Origin of the sequence: Pantoea sp. BL1, assembly GCF_000963985.1 — a bacterium.
In the GTDB taxonomy this organism is placed as follows: Bacteria; Pseudomonadota; Gammaproteobacteria; order Enterobacterales; family Enterobacteriaceae; genus Pantoea; species Pantoea rwandensis_B.
The window spans coordinates 1-16,503 of sequence record NZ_JZRH01000060.1; the positions used below are offsets into that span (position 1 = coordinate 1).

15 protein-coding genes are annotated in these 16,503 nt (G+C 54.3%); 6 read left to right on the plus strand and 9 right to left on the minus strand.

Annotation, left to right across the window (positions count from 1 at the left end; translation table 11 throughout):
* Positions 1-44 precede the first annotated feature (44 nt).
* Positions 45-422, minus strand: a complete 378-nt coding sequence (gene ybjM / locus VH86_RS22375; protein ID WP_369800374.1) for an inner membrane protein YbjM — start codon at positions 420-422, stop codon at positions 45-47.
* 249 nt (positions 423-671) lie between these two features.
* On the opposite strand from ybjM, the gene VH86_RS22380 reads away from it, so the two are divergent.
* The 3 genes from VH86_RS22380 to ybjG all read left to right on the plus strand — a co-directional run bounded on the left by VH86_RS22380 (position 672) and on the right by ybjG (position 3,911).
* Positions 672-2,360, plus strand: coding sequence for an aspartate:alanine antiporter (locus VH86_RS22380; RefSeq protein ID WP_038647892.1), 1,689 nt, complete (start codon positions 672-674; stop codon positions 2,358-2,360).
* A 203-nt stretch (positions 2,361-2,563) separates the two neighbouring features.
* Complete coding sequence (locus VH86_RS22385) at positions 2,564-3,325, plus strand: phosphatase PAP2 family protein (RefSeq protein WP_045834158.1); 762 nt, start codon at positions 2,564-2,566, stop codon at positions 3,323-3,325.
* A complete protein-coding gene (gene ybjG / locus VH86_RS22390) occupies positions 3,306-3,911 on the plus strand; it encodes an undecaprenyl-diphosphate phosphatase (protein ID WP_038647896.1) in 606 nt (201 codons plus the stop codon). The genes VH86_RS22385 and ybjG overlap by 20 nt, the downstream gene beginning before the upstream one ends.
* A gap of 37 nt (positions 3,912-3,948) precedes the next feature.
* On the opposite strand, the gene VH86_RS22395 is transcribed toward ybjG, so the two are convergent.
* Complete coding sequence (locus VH86_RS22395; protein ID WP_081946740.1) at positions 3,949-5,154, minus strand: serine hydrolase; 1,206 nt, start codon at positions 5,152-5,154, stop codon at positions 3,949-3,951.
* A 276-nt stretch (positions 5,155-5,430) separates the two neighbouring features.
* Between VH86_RS22395 and VH86_RS22400 the strand changes: the two genes are divergently transcribed.
* Entirely contained in the window at positions 5,431-6,087 is a 657-nt protein-coding gene (locus tag VH86_RS22400) for an HAD family phosphatase (protein WP_045814002.1), read from the plus strand.
* Between the two features lies 1 nt (position 6,088).
* On the opposite strand, the gene VH86_RS22405 is transcribed toward VH86_RS22400, so the two are convergent.
* The 3 genes from VH86_RS22405 to VH86_RS22415 form a co-directional block, all read right to left on the minus strand.
* Positions 6,089-7,222 (minus strand): PQQ-dependent sugar dehydrogenase, encoded by a 1,134-nt coding sequence (locus tag VH86_RS22405; RefSeq protein WP_045834159.1) that lies wholly within the window; start codon positions 7,220-7,222, stop codon positions 6,089-6,091.
* Between the two features lie 105 nt (positions 7,223-7,327).
* Positions 7,328-7,984 carry a DUF3313 domain-containing protein gene (locus tag VH86_RS22410; protein ID WP_045834160.1) on the minus strand — a complete coding sequence of 219 codons (657 nt, stop codon included), beginning with the start codon at positions 7,982-7,984 and terminating at the stop codon, positions 7,328-7,330.
* Positions 7,985-8,102: 118 nt separating this feature from the next.
* Positions 8,103-8,738 (minus strand): carbonic anhydrase, encoded by a 636-nt coding sequence (locus VH86_RS22415; protein ID WP_034820773.1) that lies wholly within the window; start codon positions 8,736-8,738, stop codon positions 8,103-8,105.
* A gap of 330 nt (positions 8,739-9,068) precedes the next feature.
* On the opposite strand from VH86_RS22415, the gene rimO reads away from it, so the two are divergent.
* Entirely contained in the window at positions 9,069-10,394 is a 1,326-nt protein-coding gene (rimO, locus tag VH86_RS22420) for a 30S ribosomal protein S12 methylthiotransferase RimO (RefSeq protein WP_045834161.1), read from the plus strand.
* Here the strand turns inward: rimO and VH86_RS22425 are convergent.
* Positions 10,391-10,840 carry a DUF4385 domain-containing protein gene (locus VH86_RS22425; protein WP_045834162.1) on the minus strand — a complete coding sequence of 150 codons (450 nt, stop codon included), beginning with the start codon at positions 10,838-10,840 and terminating at the stop codon, positions 10,391-10,393. The genes rimO and VH86_RS22425 overlap by 4 nt on opposite strands.
* Positions 10,841-10,954: 114 nt before the next feature.
* Here VH86_RS22425 and VH86_RS22430 point away from each other — a divergent pair, with 114 nt between their 5' ends.
* Positions 10,955-12,622: a methyl-accepting chemotaxis protein gene (locus VH86_RS22430; protein ID WP_045834163.1), complete on the plus strand. Its 1,668-nt coding sequence runs from the start codon at positions 10,955-10,957 to the stop codon at positions 12,620-12,622.
* Positions 12,623-13,038: 416 nt separating this feature from the next.
* Here VH86_RS22430 and gsiD read toward each other — a convergent pair whose 3' ends face one another.
* Genes gsiD through gsiB form a run of 3 tightly spaced genes read right to left on the minus strand, consistent with a single transcriptional unit; the run spans position 13,039 to position 16,460 of the window.
* Entirely contained in the window at positions 13,039-13,944 is a 906-nt protein-coding gene (gene gsiD, locus VH86_RS22435; RefSeq protein ID WP_038647910.1) for a glutathione ABC transporter permease GsiD, read from the minus strand.
* Between the two features lie 10 nt (positions 13,945-13,954).
* A complete protein-coding gene (gene gsiC, locus VH86_RS22440; RefSeq protein ID WP_034820789.1) occupies positions 13,955-14,875 on the minus strand; it encodes a glutathione ABC transporter permease GsiC in 921 nt (306 codons plus the stop codon).
* Positions 14,876-14,924: 49 nt separating this feature from the next.
* Positions 14,925-16,460 (minus strand): glutathione ABC transporter substrate-binding protein GsiB, encoded by a 1,536-nt coding sequence (gsiB, locus tag VH86_RS22445; protein ID WP_045834164.1) that lies wholly within the window; start codon positions 16,458-16,460, stop codon positions 14,925-14,927.
* Positions 16,461-16,503 lie beyond the last annotated feature (43 nt).

The following is a 16,503-nucleotide window of genomic DNA, read 5'->3' on the forward strand; positions in this document are numbered from 1 at the left end:
CTTAACTGATCGGCATTAGGCCTGCGGGCCCGTTTTTGATCGTGCTATTCGGCACGCATCGCCAGCATAATTCGCATCAGGCGGATCAGTAACGCCCCGCATCCAGCCCAAAACAGCGCACTTAAACTCCATGCAACAATCAGCAGCCAACTGTGCATCTGCGTGACGGTGAGCCACATCCAGGCCATACCCAATAGCGTGCCCACCACGGCGACCCACAGTGTACTGACCAGGGGGCTGTCTGGCTGCAACACCGCCATTAACATGCCCGGCAATAAAAACAGCAATAATTCAGGCTGTCCGCGCATAGTTTGTTCCGCGGCAAGGGCCCAAAAATGGTGTGCAAAAATAAACACCAGCGTATAAAGCATCATACCCAGAACTGATGCTGGCCAGCGATTATTGCGCTGCAACATAACCATCCTCAACTTTGTTGTTAACAATATTGAAACGTTTACTGCCCTGATGCGCACAAGTGGAAATAAAAAGAAACAGCCGCTGGCAGAAAGATTAAAAACTGCTGATAGCTGAGGAAGTTATTTATGATTAGAATGACGCCGTTTTAAATAATGGTCTGCACCTTGCTGGCGGCAAGGACGCTAACGGCTGCCACAAGATAGCGAAAAAAGGCCTTCTCATCAACTTGTTACAGGTAAAGAAGAAGTTAAACCGTGAACATTAACGTCGCAGAATTGTTAAGCGGAAATGACGTTCTGTTATTATTTGTCGTCTTAGCCCTGGGGCTGTGCTTAGGTAAATTACGCCTGGGCTCGGTACAGCTAGGAAATTCCATTGGTGTCCTCGTTGTTTCATTGATTTTAGGCCAGCAGCATTTTGCGATAAATACCGACGCACTCAGCCTCGGCTTTATGTTGTTTATTTTTTGTGTCGGTGTTGAAGCCGGACCTAACTTTTTTTCGATCTTTTTCCGCGACGGTAAAAATTACTTCTTCCTCGCCATTGTGATGGTGGTCAGTGCGCTGCTCATTGCGCTTGGGCTGGGTAAAGTGTTCGGCTGGGATATCGGCCTGACGGCGGGCATGCTGGCCGGTTCCATGACTTCCACGCCGGTGCTGGTGGGCGCGGGTGACACGCTGCGGCAAAGCATCAGTGACAGCCATCAGCTCAACATGATGCAGGATAACCTCAGCCTCGGTTACGCCCTCACCTATTTAATCGGTCTGGTCAGCCTGATCTTTGGTGCTCGCTATCTGCCCCGTCTGCAACATCAGGACTTACCGACCTGCGCGCAGCAGATTGCGCGAGAGCGCGGACTGGATGCCGACAGCCAGCGTAAAGTGTTCTTGCCGGTCATCCGCGCCTATCGCGTTGGCCCGGAACTGGTGGAATGGAGCGGCGGCAAAAACCTGCGCGAGTTAGGCATTCATCGTCAGACCGGCTGCTACATTGAACGTCTGCGCCGTAACGGTATTCTCGCCAGCCCGGATGGGGATGCGATGCTGCAACTCGGTGATGAAATTTCGCTGGTGGGCTACCCCGATGCACACGCACGCCTTGATGCCAGCTTCCGTAACGGCAAAGAAGTGTTCGACCGCGATTTACTCGACATGCGTATCGTCACCGAAGAGATTGTGGTGAAAAACCACAATGCGGTGAACAAACGTTTGAGCCATCTGAAACTCACCGATCATGGATGCTTCCTCAATCGGGTGATTCGCAGCCAGATTGAGATGCCAATTGATGACAGCATCATGCTCAACAAGGGCGATGTGTTGCAGGTCAGTGGTGAAGCGCGCCGAGTGAAAAGCCTGGCAGATCGCATCGGCTTTATTGCCATTCACAGTCAAATGACCGATCTGCTGGCCTTCTGCGCCTTCTTTATCATTGGGTTGATGATCGGCATGATCACCTTCCAGTTCAGCAACTTTAGCTTCGGCATCGGTAACGCCGCCGGTTTGCTGTTCGCGGGTATCATGCTCGGTTTCCTGCGCGCGAACCATCCGACCTTCGGCTACATTCCGCAGGGTGCGCTGACCATGGTGAAGGAGTTCGGTTTGATGGTGTTTATGGCAGGTGTCGGTTTGAGCGCCGGTAGCGGTCTGCAACATGGCCTGGGCAGCGCAGGCGCTTTGATGTTGCTCAGCGGCCTGCTGGTGAGTTTGATCCCAGTGGTGATTTGCTATCTGTTTGGTGCCTACGTGTTACGCATGAACCGCGCGCTGCTGTTTGGCGCCATCATGGGCGCGCGCACCTGCGCCCCGGCGATGGAGATCATCAGCGATACCGCGCGCAGTAGCATTCCGGCACTGGGCTATGCAGGAACTTATGCGATTGCTAACGTTTTGCTGACGCTGGCCGGCACGCTTATTGTGATAATTTGGCCGCTTTTGCCTTTTTAAAAATATTTTTACCGCGTTCAGAACTTTCTATTTGGGGCGCAGTCTGAATAAGTGCCACTGCTTTTCTTTGAAATCCCCAAATTGTGGAGCCCGCCGGTCACTGACTTGCGGGTTTTTTTATGCCTGCAAATCCTGCCGCTTAAGGTTCTCCTAAGCGTAAATTGCGACCCTGCCACTCTGGTTTCGCTATTTTTAAAATATTCATGCAACTTTCATCAAAGTTAAACACTCCAACAACCCGCGATAAGATTAAGAACCCGACTATTTATTGTTTGTCTGGTCGCTTTTACGCTATCAACTTTATTTTACTGGCAATTTCGGCACTGGTGTTTATGTGGTGGTCGCGCCACGAAAGCCTGGATATCGCCATCAGTCAGCTGTGGTTTGACCCACAGACGCAGACGTTTCCGTGGCAACACAACCGCTGGCTGGACCTGATCAATCATCGCTTGTTCAAGGATGTGATCATCGCCGGTGCGGTATTGATGTTGTTAAGAGGTGTGCAGAAGCGTGATGGTCGCCGCGTGCTGGTGGCCCTGCTGTTTGGCATTGGGCCGCTAGTGGTGGGCATCCTGAAGGCGCATAGCGCGCACTCCTGTCCATGGGATTTGGCGATGTTTGGCGGTAAAGCGGCCAGTTTTGTGCTGCTGGACCCTACTCCGGCCAACAGCGGTCCCGGGCAATGCTTCCCAGGCGGTCACGCTTCCAGCGGCTTTGCTCTGATGGCGCTGTTCTTCCTGTGGTGGCCAGAGCGTCCGCGCCGCGCCGTGCTGGCGCTGCTGTTTGGTATCACCGTGGGCTTACTGATGGGATACGGACAGGTGATGCGCGGTGCCCACTTCTTCTCTCACAATCTGTGGTCGGGATGGTGGGTGTGGCTGAGCCAGGTGCTGATTTTTGCTGGTGTTTCTTTTTGGGTAGACAAGATGAGGAAAAGCAAACGTGATGGAAGCGCTCAACCATAGCCTGTTTCTATGGATCAACGCCACGACGGATTCACCGCCATGGTTGATTAACCTGGCGACCTTTATCGCCAAAGATGTGATTGCCATTGTCCCGCTGCTGATTGTGGCCTTATGGTTTTGGGGGCCGCGCGATCAAGTGCAATCTCAACGCGCGCTGGTACTGAAAACCGGTATGGCGCTGATTTATGCATTGAGCATTTCATGGTGCGTGGGCCAACTGTTGCCGCATCCGCGTCCATTTGCCATTGGCTTAGGGCACCAATTCCTCGCTCACGCCGCCGATGACTCTTACCCCAGCGATCATGGCACCACCATCTTCACTTTTGCACTGGCGTTCATCTTCTGGCATCGCCTGTGGTCTGGCGTCATTCTGCTGGCCGTGGGCAGTGCGATTGCCTGGTCACGCGTTTATCTTGGCGTACATTGGCCTATGGATATGCTGGGCGGATTTTTGGTGGGCTTACTGGCGTGTCTGGCCTCGCATATGGCGTGGCAGTTGTACGGCGAACGCATGCTGACATTCACCCACCAGCTGTATCGCGCTCTGTTCGCTATGCCGATCAAAAAAGGGTGGGTACGCGGATAAGGTAAAGGGCGGCTCACTCGGGCCGCCCGATAGGGGACTAGCTAAACCACTTCCCAAACAAGCCGTTAAATTTCATCATGATGAAATCCCAGATACGACCCATAAACCCGCCCTCCGGCACCGCTTCCATCACCACCAGCGGGCGCTGATCCACGGTTTTGCCATCCAGTTGGAAATCAATGGTCCCCACCACCTGGTTCTTCTCCAGCGGCGCCTCCAGCTGCGGTGAATTCAGGGTGAAACTCGCCTTAAGGTTTTTCATTTGACCTTTCGGGACGGTGATCGCCGCATCTTTCGCCACGCCGAGATTGACCTGGCTCTGTTCACCAAACCACACACGCTGCTGGGCAAAAGGCTTGTCGCTTTTTATCGGCGTCACGGTTTCGTAGAAACGGAAACCCCAGGTGAGCAACTTCTCACTTTCACGGAAGCGAATCGCATCACTTTGGGTACCCAGCACCACCGAAATTAAACGCATATCCCCGTCGACCGCAGACGCGACCAGGTTATTCCCCGCGCCCGAGGTATGTCCGGTTTTAATCCCATCCACTTTCAGGTTACTGCTCCACAACAGGCGGTTACGGTTCATCTGCTTGATGTGATTAAAAGTGAACTCTTTCTCGCTGTTTAACGCGTACTCTTCTGGCACATCGCTAATCAGACGCTGCCCGATGATCGCCATATCGCGCGCGGTGCTGTATTGCCCATCGGCATCCAGCCCGTGCACCGTCATAAAGTGGGTATTTTGTAGTCCAAACGCTTTAACGTAGTTGTTCATCAGGCCGATAAACGAGTCCTGGCTACCGGCGACATAATCTGCCAGCGCGATACAGGCATCATTGCCTGACTGAATCACCACGCCTTTATTGAGCTCAGAAACCGGAATGCGGTCACCGGGTTTGAGGAACATTAGCGAGGAGCCGCGCAGTTTTGGATTGCCGGTTGCCCATGCATCCTGACCGATAGTCACCAGGTCATCGTTATGGATCTTACCGGCTTTCAGCGCCTGGCCGACCACATAGCTGGTCATCATTTTGGTCAGGCTGGCGGGATCTAACCGCTGGTCGGCATTGGACTCAGCCAGTACCTTGCCGCTGTTGTAGTCCATCAGAATCCAGGCTTTAGCCTCAATTTGAGGGGCTGCAGGCGCCTGTTCAGCCTGAGTGGTGACGGGAAGGAAAAGCACTAATAATGAAGTGGCAGCCAGCGGCCGCAAAGCAGAAATGACGGAGTTTTTTCTCATGAGCGTGACCAGATTGTCCTTGTTAAATCATGGTTTTCTAGCAGGTAAGACATGTCTTAATAAAAGCTACACGCTTACCACCTGCGAACAAAACCGTCCAACCGTAAAGTTTTATAGAGTTTATTAGAGTAACCCTGGCATCAACCCTGCTGCGCTGCCACTTTTACGGTTCGGCCGTAGTGGAAAAAGTGAGAGAAATTCCGATTTTTCGCAGAACGGTTAAGCCAGTCACAAAATTCCGCTAACCTGATGCCAATCAGCCCGAGGAGAACCACGATGGACTTAGCCGTTTTCGATCTGGACGAAACCCTGATTTGTGAAGACAGTACCAGCCTGTGGCTGCGCTGGCTGGTCTCACAGGGATTTGCCCCCGAAGCACTCATCTCTCAGGAACAAGCCTTGATGGAGAAATACCATGCCGGCACCCTGTCAATTGAAGAGTACATGAGCACGACGCTTTCCCCGCTCGCCGGTATGGCGACCCTGACGGTTGAGGGTTGGGTGCGACGTTTCATCCATCGCGATATCCTGCCACGCGTGTTCCCCGCTGCGCGGGAACGCATTAACTGGCATCAGCAGCGCGGCGATACCGTGATGATCATCACCGCCAGCGGCGATCATCTGGCGGTACCGATTGCACAACGTCTGGGCGTGCACGGTGCGCTGGCGATTGGCGTGGAAGTGGTGGACGAGCGCTACAGCGGCCAGATTTACGGCACCGCCACCTATCGTGAAGGGAAAGTGACCCGTCTGAGTGACTGGAAGGCTTTGCAGCAGGATCAGCGCTTTGAAAAAACCTGGGCTTACAGCGACTCCATGAACGATTTACCCCTGCTCAATCACGCCGATCACGCCTGGGTGGTCAACCCTAATGCGCTGCTGCTGGAGCAAGCACAGCAGCGCGGTTGGGAAGTCTGTAACTGGGTGCGTTAAGTTATCCGCGCGAGGCGCTGGCGGGTTCCGCCAGCCCGACTCTTAGCAGCTTGCCGTTGGCTTCATCGGTGAGCACATAGAGATAACCATCCGGTCCCTGGCGCACATCGCGAATACGTTCGCCGCGATCCCCCAGCAATCGCTGCTCTTCCACCACTTTCTCACCGTTCACCCGTAAGCGAATCAGACTTTTTTCCTTCAGTGCGCCGATGAACAGCGAATTTTTCCACTGCGGGAAACGTGCGCTGTTGTAAAACGCCATCCCGCTGATGGCCGGTGATACTTTCCACCAGAACTGCGGTTGTTCTGTTCCCGCGACATGCGTGCCCTGCGCTTCCGGTACTTTCTGCCCGCTATAATCAATACCGTAGGTGGCCAATGGCCAGCCGTAATTTTTGCCTTTCTGGGGGATATTCACTTCATCGCCGCCGCGCGGGCCGTGTTCACTCTCCCACATCTGCTGCGTCCACGGATTGAAGGCTAATCCCTGTGGATTACGCATGCCGTAGGACCAGATTTCTGCACGCGCGTCTTTACGTTGCACAAAGGGATTATCCGCTGGGACATCACCGTTCTGCGTCAGGCGCACGATTTTTCCTGAAAGCTTGTCGAGCTGTTGCGCGCTCAGGCTGGAAAAGTTGTCGCCAAACGCGATAAAGAGAAAGCCCTGCGCATCGAACGCCAGCCGGGTTCCTATATTCGCGCCGCTGGAGAGTTTCGGTGTCTGTTCCAGCACCACCTTAAAGTCACTCAACTGACGATTATCGTCACTGAGATGACCATAGCCGACGACACCGCCCGCTCGCCCCTGCGCATCAGCCGTGGTGTAACTGAGCCACACGCGGCGGCTCTGGGCAAAGTCAGGTGCCAAAACCACATCCAGCAGGCCGCCCTGGCGGTTTGCCCACACGTTTGGCACACCGCTGATGGGCTGCGACAATCCTTTTCCCGGCTGCCAACTGCGCAGATGCCCGGCGCGTTCGGTGATCAGCAGCGTTTGATTGTCGGGCAGGAAAGCCACCGACCAAGGATGGTCGAGTTTGTCCTGCAACACCTGAACCTGGACATCGGCAGCCAGGGTCGAATGAGCATAGCTTAAAGCGCCAAGCAGCAGCGCGACAGGCAGTAAACGCATGGGATTCTCCTTTATCACGGTCTGCCGTTAAGGGTAGTCAGCCAGTAAGAAAGGATGTGCAGGATTTACAAAACATTAAGCCCGACAAAATGTCGGGCGATTGGATCAAGGGGCAGAAAATGCCACGACATCTCGAACCATCTCATCGATGCCTGGGCGCACATCGTTGAGCGTAATCGGCGCGCTGTTGTTAGGCAGTGACTTACCGAAGGCTTTGCGCACCACTTTAATCAGCGGCTTACCCGTCTGTGCATCGACCGCTTCTACTTCCAGGAATAGCGCACTGTTCTGGGTGCGATGCCCGGTTGCCGCCATGGTGCTGGCGACCACCGCCGCAATCGGCACCACTTCATAGAACTGCACTCCTTCGTTTTCTGCCGTTACGGCGGTGATGGCGCTTTTCACCCTAAGCGTATGTGCACCAGGCTTGCCCACCACCGGTTTACGTTCTGCGACCGCGCGTTTTAACTGGCTATCGGTGTACTGACGGATTTCATCCAATGTTTGCTGGCTGATGCGTTCAGTCGGTCGCGCGGCGGGATAGTAAACCACGGGTTCGAACACCACGTTGGTGTAATCCGCGCTGTGATAATCCGGCGAGATCCAGCGCAATGTCGGTTTACCGCTCGGTGACTGTTCAGATTTTAACTGGCTGTAATCGCCGAGAAAGCCGGAAAACTGCTGTTTATCCGCAACATGAGAGGTACAACCCACCGCCAGCATAGCCAGCGTTAAAGCAGGAATATAAAGACGAAATCGCATGAGAAAGCCCTTATAAGAGGTAAATCGCTTCTCAAGTGTAGAGCGCACGCTGCGCTTTAGCGGGAAATTTTCACAGATTGAGAGAAGAAACCACCCGCATTGCAGGTGGTTAGAGGAATTACTCGAAGCAGGTCTCAGGATTCTCAGACAACGAAATGAAACTTTCGCCGCCTTTGGTCAGGGCAATAATGCCGCCGCTCTCAATATCATAAACCCACCCATGCAGACGCACTTTGCCTTTACGCAGCGCCACCGCTACCGAAGGGTGTGTTTTGATATTGTTCAGCTGAGCAATCACGTTCTCTTTGACCATTTCATTGAGACGGGTTTCCACCGCTTCATAGTTACGCTCTTCCACCACAGCTTTCGCTGCATTGGCGTAGTGCAACCAGTGATCAACTGCGGGCATGCTTTCCAAATCCGCATTGGATGCGATGGCGTTCATGGCGCCACAGTTGGAGTGACCGCAAATGATGATTTCAGTCACGCCCAGCGCAACTACCGCGTACTCAATCGTGGCGGACACACCACCCGGTTCGGGACCAAACGGCGGCACAATATTACCGGCGTTACGGATCACGAACAGTTGGCCTGGCTCGGATTGGGTGACTAATTCAGGCACCAGACGGCTGTCTGAGCAGGAGATAAACAGGGCTTTGGGATTCTGGTTTGACGCCAGACTTTTGAAAAGATCCTTCCTTTCAGGGAACACATTCTGTTGGAAATTCAGAAAACCTTTAACGATCTCTTGCATTTGTCTGCTCTCACTTTATCCGCATCTGCGCTGGCGATACGATCGGCACCGTCAGCACGCGTTCAAATTCTTCAGTGCGGTGAATAACTTACAATCACCAACCGAACATTTAAGCAAAACAGGCGGGTTTACACAACTCGGATCACCGTTAACGGTTCGCAGCCACCAGCCTTATCGGCGATGATTTGAACGGATAACGGCTCCGTTAAGCATAGCGGGAAACGCCCATTACGCTGTTAAGGAGATTCTTACATCACCTATACATTTTCCCTCGCAACCTCTGTACAATCCCCCGCCTATCCACACTAATTATGATGAATTATTATCCTTATGAGCCATGTCAAAAATCCGCCGCGCGTAGGCTTCGTCTCACTCGGCTGCCCAAAAAACCTCGTCGACTCAGAACGCATCCTGACGGAACTGCGTACTGAAGGCTACGATGTGGTGCCACGCTACGATGATGCGGAGATCGTCATCGTTAACACCTGTGGATTTATTGATAGCGCCGTACAGGAATCACTGGAAGCCATCGGTGAAGCGCTGAACGAGAATGGCAAAGTGATCGTCACCGGTTGCCTGGGTGCCAAAGTGGATCAGATCCGCGAAGTGCATCCTAAGGTACTGGAAATCACCGGCCCGCACAGCTACGAGCAAGTGCTGTCGCACGTTCACACTTACGTGCCAAAGCCGGAACACAACCCGTTCCTGAGCTTAGTGCCAGAGCAAGGCGTCAAGCTGACGCCGCGCCACTACGCTTACCTGAAAATTTCCGAAGGCTGTAACCACCGCTGCACCTTCTGCATCATCCCTTCTATGCGTGGCGATCTCGACAGCCGCCCGATTGGTTCGGTGCTCGACGAAGCCAAGCGTCTGGTGGAAGCCGGCGTCAAAGAGCTGCTGGTGATCTCACAGGATACCTCGGCTTACGGCGTGGATGTGAAGCACCGCACCGGTTTTTGGAACGGATGCCCGGTGAAAACCAGCATGGTGAGCCTGTGCGAACAGCTGGCGAAACTCGGCGTGTGGGTGCGTCTGCACTATGTCTACCCTTACCCGCATGTGGATGACGTGATTCCGTTAATGGCCGAAGGGAAAATTCTGCCGTACCTTGATATTCCGCTGCAGCACGCCAGCCCACGCATCCTGAAGTTGATGAAGCGTCCAGGCGCGGTTGAACGCACGCTGGAGCGCATCAAACGCTGGCGCGAAATTTGCCCGGAACTGACGCTGCGTTCGACCTTTATCGTCGGCTTCCCCGGCGAAACCGAAGAAGATTTCCAGATGCTGCTCGACTTCCTGAAAGAAGCGCGTCTGGATCGCGTTGGCTGCTTCCAGTACAGCCCGGTTGAAGGCGCGACGGCCAACCAGCTGCCGGATCAGGTGCCAGACGACGTGAAGCAGGAACGTTTCGATCGCTTCATGCAACTGCAGCAGAAAATCTCCAGCGAACGTTTGCAGGAGAAAATGGGCCGTGAAGTGTTGGTGATCATCGATGAAGTGGATGAAGAAGGCGCGGTGGGTCGCAGTATGGCCGATGCACCTGAGATCGACGGCGCGGTGTATCTGAATGGCGATCGTCAGGTGAAAGTCGGTGATGTGGTGCGTGTCAAAGTTGAACACGCCGATGAGTACGATTTATGGGGTACGCGCGTTTAACCGTGCTTTTGCTGGTGCGCGCGTTTGCGCGCCAGATAATCGGTATCCGATCTCAGCCGATCCCAGCATGATTTAAAGATGGCCGCTGCAGCGGCCTTTTCTTTTTCTGTGGTGCGCGGCAGCTCATTGCCATCCGCATCATATTTTCGCCCGCCTTTGTGATTACTGTAGCGACGCGCGCGGGTATAACCCATCTGAATAAATTTTCGCGCCATATCCATGCCGACAAAGTCGTCCTGTGCACGATACTCCTCAAACAATTGCATAATCTGAACGGAAGATTCCTGAGCCAATTCCACGGTACGGAAGCGCCAGAACGGCAGAATTTCGCTCTTGTAAGGCTCCACCATTAATACCCCCTGCTCACCGCGCCCAACCTGATAAAGGTCTGGCCGCTGTCGGAAATCGATATTCTTAAAGTCTTGTTCGTAATCAAAGGGTTTCACTGCATTTCTCCTGCACGACATTATCACTTATTGCAATTATTTTTTTGCGGCTCTTAAGCAATATGCTTTTACACCGATAACTTCTCTACTAGCCTACTTTGCTCAGGGAAAATCATGTTAACGAAAATGAAAATTGTGACTGCCATCATATTGATGCTGTTGGTATTCACCGCTATGCAGGCCATCTCCGGCTCGCTGTTTTTATCTTCCCTGATCGCTGGCCAGCATAATTTCACCGCCAGTAACCAGCTATCGCATCAACAACGTGAGTTCTCCGATAGCTGGCAAACGCTGGTGAAAACGCGCGTTATCATTAACCGCGTGGCGATTCGCATCCTGAAGAATCAGACCGATGATGCTTCACGCGCTGCCATTAACAAGCTGCTGGTTTCCGCGGGCGCATCGCTTGATGAAGCTAAGCAGCACTTTGACCGCTACAAAAGTGTCCCACGGATTGCGGGGCAAAGTGCAGAGTCCGCCCAGCTCATTGAGAGCAAGTTCACGGCTTATTATCAGCTTTTAAACCAATCTGCCGCATTCCTGAAAGCCAATAACTACGCCGCCTATGGTGAGTTGGATGCACAGCAGGCGCAGGATGATTTGGAAGCGGCCTACAAACAATGGCGTGGCGACAACGTGCAGTTGATCAATGCGCGCACTGCGGATAACGATAGCACTTATCAGCATATGCTGGTGATGGTCGCCGTGATGGCAGTGATTGTGGTGCTGTTGTTGCTGGTGGTTTGGCTGCTGGTTCGCCGCATCCTGTTAGCGCCGATGAAGCAAGTGCAGCAGCAGATGGAGCGCTTCGCCGAGGGCGATCTTTCCGCCAGTTTGACGATTGAAGGAAACAGTGAAATGGCCGCCATTGCCGCGAGCCTCAACCATATGCAGCAAGCACTGTTGGGCACGATCAACAATGTCCGCGACAGTGCCGATGCCATTTTCGGCAGTGCCAGCGCGATCGCCAACGGTAACAACGATCTCTCCTCTCGCACTGAACAACAGGCCGCCTCGGTGGAAGAGACCGCCGCCAGCATGGAAGAGCTGACCGCCACCGTTAAACAGAATGCCGATAACGCACGTCAGGCGACGCAGTTGGCGAAAACCGCATCGGAAACGGCTGACCGAGGCGGCAACGTGGTGGATGGCGTCGTAAAAACCATGCGTGACATCGCCGACAGCTCGAAAAAAATCGCCGACATTACCAGCGTGATCGACGGCATTGCTTTCCAGACCAATATTCTGGCGCTCAATGCTGCCGTTGAGGCAGCGCGCGCAGGTGAACAGGGGCGTGGCTTTGCGGTGGTAGCGGGTGAAGTCCGTAGCTTGGCGCAGCGCAGTGCACAGGCAGCGAAAGAGATTAAGCTGCTGATTGAGGGCTCCGTGCAGCGCGTCAATTTAGGCTCACAACAGGTAAGCAGCGCCGGCGATACCATGCAGGAGATCGTCAGTGCGGTCACGCGCGTGACTGACATCATGGGCGAAATTGCATCAGCTTCAGACGAGCAGAGTCGCGGTATCGACCAGATTGGTGTGGCGGTGAACGAGATGGATCGCGTGACGCAACAGAATGCCACGCTGGTGCAGGAATCGGCTAACGCCTCGGCTTCGCTGGAGCAACAGGCCAGCAGCTTGTCCTCGGCGGTGGCGCGCTTTAAAACCGGGACACGGGCTGTGATTGCACCGATAACAAAAACCGTGAAAGCCCCTGTCGCAGCCACACCACGCGCTTTGCCCGCTGCCGGTGCACACAGCAACGACAACTGGGAAACCTTCTGAGGTAACTGAAAACCAGGGGCGCCAAAAGTGGCGACCTGCTCGTCTGTTTAGCAATGGATGATAACGCAGTGTTCATTGTTAAAAAGGGCACCATAGTGGAGGCCAGCGCGCCTCTGCTGCTGCAAGGGCTATCCGCAGCGCTGAGGCTTTTACGTTGAGCCAGGAGCCCGTCGCAGGGATGTGACTGGCAGTTCGGGTTGGCCAGGACGGCCTTACCTGAACGATCCGTCGGCACGACGTGGAAGCCGAAGGCACCGCCTCAGCGGCGCGAGGACGGCCCGGCAGCCGCATAGGTGCGCTGGCCCGCACCTCTGCATTCTCAGCCAAACGAAAAAAGCTGCCACTTTTAACCGTGACAGCCTTTGCGAAAATGGCCTCAGCTGACGAACTCTGCACCCTAAGGCGTGCAAACGGGATCAGGTCTTTAACTTCGGATCCAACGCATCTCGCAGTCCATCTCCCAACAGATTAAACGCCAACACCGTCAGGAAAATCGCCAGACTGGGGAAGATCGCCACATGCGGCGCAATCACCATATCGGCACGCGCTTCATTCAGCATCGCGCCCCACTCCGGCGTGGGCGGCTGTGCGCCCAGCCCGAGGAACGACAAACTCGCCGCCGTGATGATCGACGTGCCGATACGCATGGTGAAATAGACCACAATTGACGACACGGTACCGGGCAGAATGTGACGCATAATAATCGTCCAGTCTGATGCGCCGATGCTACGGGCTGATTCAATAAAAGTTTGGTGTTTCAGCACCAGCGTATTGCCACGCACCAGACGAGCAAAGGCTGGAATACTGAAAATCGCCACCGCCACAATCACATTGCTCATGCCGCTGCCCATGATCGCCACCACCGCAATCGCCAGCAGAATGCCGGGGAAAGCAAACAGCACGTCACAGATACGCATGGTAATGCGATCCCACCAGCCCTCGTAATAACCGGCCAGCAAGCCCAGTAACGTACCTATCAGCGCACCGATCGCCACCGAGAAAAAACCGGCAATCAGTGAAATACGCGTACCGACCAGTACGCGGCTAAATATGTCACGCCCCAGCGAATCCACACCAAACCAGTGCATCATCGATGGCCCATCATTCAGCCGGTCGTAGTCAAAATAGTTTTCTGCATCAAACGGGGCAATAAACGGGGCGATAAACGCCACCACAATCAACAGCAGCACAAATAAGCCCGCCACCATCGCCACATGTTGATGACGAAAGCGGCGCCAGAATTCACGCCACGGCGTACGTACCCGGGTTTCCGTCATCATCGGCATGGTTTTCAATGCCGCTGCGCGTCGCCAGTTTTTCAAGTGCGACTCCTTACCTGTAACGGATGGCCGGGTTGATCGCCGCATACAGCATATCGACAATCAAATTGATCAAAATGAACTCCAGCGAGAAAAGCAGCACCTCGGCTTGAATGACCGGGTAATCGCGCATCTCAACAGAATCCACCAACAGGCGGCCTAAACCTGGCCAGTTGAACACCACCTCCACCACAATTGAGCCACCCAGCAGGAAACCAAACTGCAGGCCCATCATGGTCACCACCGGGATCATCGCATTGCGCAGACCGTGTTTGACCACCACCAGCGACTCACGTACCCCTTTGGCGCGCGCGGTACGCATGTAATCTTCCTGCATCACCTCAACAAACGAGGCGCGGGTAAAGCGTGCCATCACCGCCGCCACGGCTGCACCCAGGGTTATCGACGGCAGAATGTAGTGTTTCCAGCTGTCGGCACCGACCGTTGGCAGCCAACCCAGCTCAACAGAGAACACCTGCATCAGCAGCATGCCTAAGGCGAAAGCGGGAAAAGAGATACCAGACACAGCCAGCGTCATACCGATGCGATCGGGCCAGCGGTTGCGCCAGACGGCCGATGTAATGCCGATGGTCATACCGAAAATCACCGCCCATACCATGCTGGTCAGCGTCAGCCACAGCGTCGGGAAGAAGCGTGCAGCAATCTCTTCCGAGACCGGACGTTTGGATACCATCGACTGGCCGAAATCCCCCTGTAAGGCATTGAGAATAAAGTGCCAGAACTGCTGAATCAGCGGTTGGTCGAGGCCCAGCTCCTGGCGCACCAGTGCCACCACTGAGGCATCCGCTTCCGGACCCGCGATCAGGCGCGCCGGATCGCCCGGCAGCAGGTGGACAAACAAGAACACCAGCACCGCAACAATCAGCAGCGTGGGGATCAACCCCAGTAGTCGTTTGAGAAAATAGTTGAGCATGCAAAATCCTGCGCAGCAACGGCCAGCCTCGCAAGGCTGGCCTTGCCAGTTACTTCAGATCCGCCTCATCAAAATTGAATGAGGTATCGGGCATGACATAAAAACCGGTGAGGTTTTTATTGTTCGCGGAGAGCAACTGCTCAACCACCAGCGGAATCCACGGATGGTCGTTCCAGATACGATCCTGAGCGTCTTTGTACAGTTTGGCTTTCTGATCACGATCGGTGGTTTTCAATGCATCACTCAGATCTTTATCCACCTGCGGATTGCTGTAGAACGCCGTGTTAAAGATAGCTGGCGGCCAGGAGGTGGTGGCAAACAGCGGCGTCAGTGCCCAATCTGCTTCACCGGTCGAAGCCGACCAGCCCGTGTAGAACATGCGGACACCGCTCTCCTTCTGCCCTTTACTCTCGACTTCTGCAGCACGTTGGCCAGCATCCATCGCGGTGACTTTAACCTTCACGCCGACCTGCGCCAGCTGCTGCTGAGTGAACTGCAACACTTTCTGCGCCGTGCTGTGGTTGTGAGAGGACCACAGTGTGGTCTCGAAACCGTTCGGGAAACCGGCTTCCTTCAACAGTTCACGCGCTTTGGCCGGATCATATTTGATTGCCGGATAGGTCTGCGCAAAATCAATCGCCGGCGGCACGATGCCGGTAGCCGGTGTGGCATAACCCGCAAACGCCACTTTGACCAGCGCCTCACGGTTAATGGCGTACTCCAGCGCTTCACGCACTTTCGGGTTATCAAACGGCTTCTGCGTCACGTTGAGGCTGATGTAACGCTGCATAATTGATGGCGTGGTGACGACGTCGAGTTTGCTGTTGCCCTGCAGCAATTTCGCCTGCTCAAACGGTACCGGGAATGCAAAGGTCGCTTCGCCGGTCTGCAACATAGCCGCACGGGTATTGTTGTCTACCACCGGGCGGAAAGTGATGCTGTCCAGCTTCGGATAGCCTTTCTTCCAGTAGCCATCCCACTTCTTCACTTTAACGAAGTCGGTCTGATTCCAGGTGACGAACTCATACGGACCGGTCCCCACCGGATGGAAGCCAATGTCCTTACCGTATTTCTTCAGGGCGGTGGGTGAAATCATCACTGCCGCCGGGTGTGCCAGATTGTTGATGAAGGCCGAGAACGGCTGCTTCAGCGTAATCTTCACCGTGGTCGGATCCACCGCCTCGGTGCTGGCGACATACTTAAACAGGTTATAACGCTTGAGATGATTATCCGGGTTGCTGGCACGGTCGATGTTGGCCTTCACCGCTTCGGCATTGAAATCGGTGCCATCCTGAAACTTCACGCCCGAGCGTAGTTTGATGGTGTAAGTTAAGCCATCGCTGCTCGCCTGATAGCTTTCCGCCAGCACGTTTTGCAGCTTCATGTCCTTATCAAAACCGAACAGTCCCTGATAGAACGCCTTGGCCACCGACTGCGACAATGTGTCATTGGCGTCGTACGGATCCATCGTGGTAAAGGTTGACGCCACAGCAATCACCGCGTCCTTCGCTGCCCACGCTGGCATTGCCAACGCTGAACTCAACAACCCGGCAGTGATAACCCCTTTTCGCATAATGTGGTGCATTGTTATCGTTCTCCTGTAATCCCTGTCATGCGCGGCATCCGTG

What these genes read in the sequence shown, in the direction of transcription:
- VH86_RS22405 (WP_045834159.1), bottom strand. Translation starts at nt 7,222, where the DNA reads ATGCGTTTACTGCCTGTCGCGCTGCTGCTTGGCGCTTTAAGCTATGCT.
- ybjG (WP_038647896.1), top strand. Translation starts at nt 3,306, where the DNA reads ATGGAAGCGCTCAACCATAGCCTGTTTCTATGGATCAACGCCACGACG.
- VH86_RS22430 (WP_045834163.1), top strand. Translation starts at nt 10,955, where the DNA reads ATGTTAACGAAAATGAAAATTGTGACTGCCATCATATTGATGCTGTTG.
- VH86_RS22400 (WP_045814002.1), top strand. Translation starts at nt 5,431, where the DNA reads ATGGACTTAGCCGTTTTCGATCTGGACGAAACCCTGATTTGTGAAGAC.
- VH86_RS22410 (WP_045834160.1), bottom strand. Translation starts at nt 7,984, where the DNA reads ATGCGATTTCGTCTTTATATTCCTGCTTTAACGCTGGCTATGCTGGCG.
- VH86_RS22395 (WP_081946740.1), bottom strand. Translation starts at nt 5,154, where the DNA reads ATGAGAAAAAACTCCGTCATTTCTGCTTTGCGGCCGCTGGCTGCCACT.
- gsiC (WP_034820789.1), bottom strand. Translation starts at nt 14,875, where the DNA reads ATGCTCAACTATTTTCTCAAACGACTACTGGGGTTGATCCCCACGCTG.
- ybjM (WP_369800374.1), bottom strand. Translation starts at nt 422, where the DNA reads ATGGTTATGTTGCAGCGCAATAATCGCTGGCCAGCATCAGTTCTGGGT.
- gsiB (WP_045834164.1), bottom strand. Translation starts at nt 16,460, where the DNA reads ATGCACCACATTATGCGAAAAGGGGTTATCACTGCCGGGTTGTTGAGT.
- VH86_RS22385 (WP_045834158.1), top strand. Translation starts at nt 2,564, where the DNA reads ATGCAACTTTCATCAAAGTTAAACACTCCAACAACCCGCGATAAGATT.
- rimO (WP_045834161.1), top strand. Translation starts at nt 9,069, where the DNA reads ATGAGCCATGTCAAAAATCCGCCGCGCGTAGGCTTCGTCTCACTCGGC.
- VH86_RS22415 (WP_034820773.1), bottom strand. Translation starts at nt 8,738, where the DNA reads ATGCAAGAGATCGTTAAAGGTTTTCTGAATTTCCAACAGAATGTGTTC.